1 protein-coding gene is annotated in these 668 nt (G+C 60.6%); it reads left to right on the top strand.

Annotation, left to right across the window (positions count from 1 at the left end):
• A partial coding sequence (locus tag QN399_RS26135; protein WP_330201929.1) for a glycogen/starch synthase occupies positions 1 to 668 on the top strand: 668 nt, incomplete at both ends.

The following is a 668-nucleotide window of genomic DNA, read 5'->3' as shown; positions in this document are numbered from 1 at the left end:
AGCGTTCCACTGCTGCAACTGCCGACTTCACAGCCAAGTATTACCCTGACCCACAGAAGAAAAGTTCTGTTCGTGACCTCAGAGTTGGCTGATCTGGTGAAAACCGGAGGTTTGGGCGATGTGTCTGCCGCACTGCCGCGAGCCATGCGCCACCTGCACGATGTACGCGTGCTGATTCCCGGCTACCCGCAAGTGCTCAACAGTGGTAACCCGATCCATGTCATCAGCGAGCTGGGCGGTCATGCAGCCCTGCCACCGTGCAAGATCGGGCGCATGGACATGAAAGACGGTCTGGTCATTTACGTGCTGATCTGCCCCGAACTGTACGAACGTGAAGGCACGCCATACGGTGATAACAACGGCCGTGACTGGCCTGACAACCATATCCGCTTTGCCCGCCTCGGCCTGGCCGCAGCCGACTTCGCCGCCGGCGCGGTAAAAACCCAGTGGTGCCCGGAACTGGTGCATGCCCACGATTGGCCTGCCGGATTGGCGCCGGCGTATATGCGCTGGCGGGGTCAGGCCACACCGAGCATCTTCACCATCCACAACCTGGCGTATCAAGGCACGGTCAGCACCGGCTCCAGCCGCGAACTGGGTATTCCTGACCAGGCGTTGGGCGCCGACGGCATGGAGTTCTACGGCAAGCTCTCATTCATCAAGGCAGG

Origin of the sequence: Pseudomonas sp. 10C3, assembly GCF_036346185.1 — a bacterium.
Taxonomy (GTDB): domain Bacteria; phylum Pseudomonadota; class Gammaproteobacteria; order Pseudomonadales; family Pseudomonadaceae; genus Aquipseudomonas.
The sequence above is the reverse complement of the archived record's forward strand: the minus strand, read 5'-3'. Positions and strand labels throughout refer to the sequence as shown.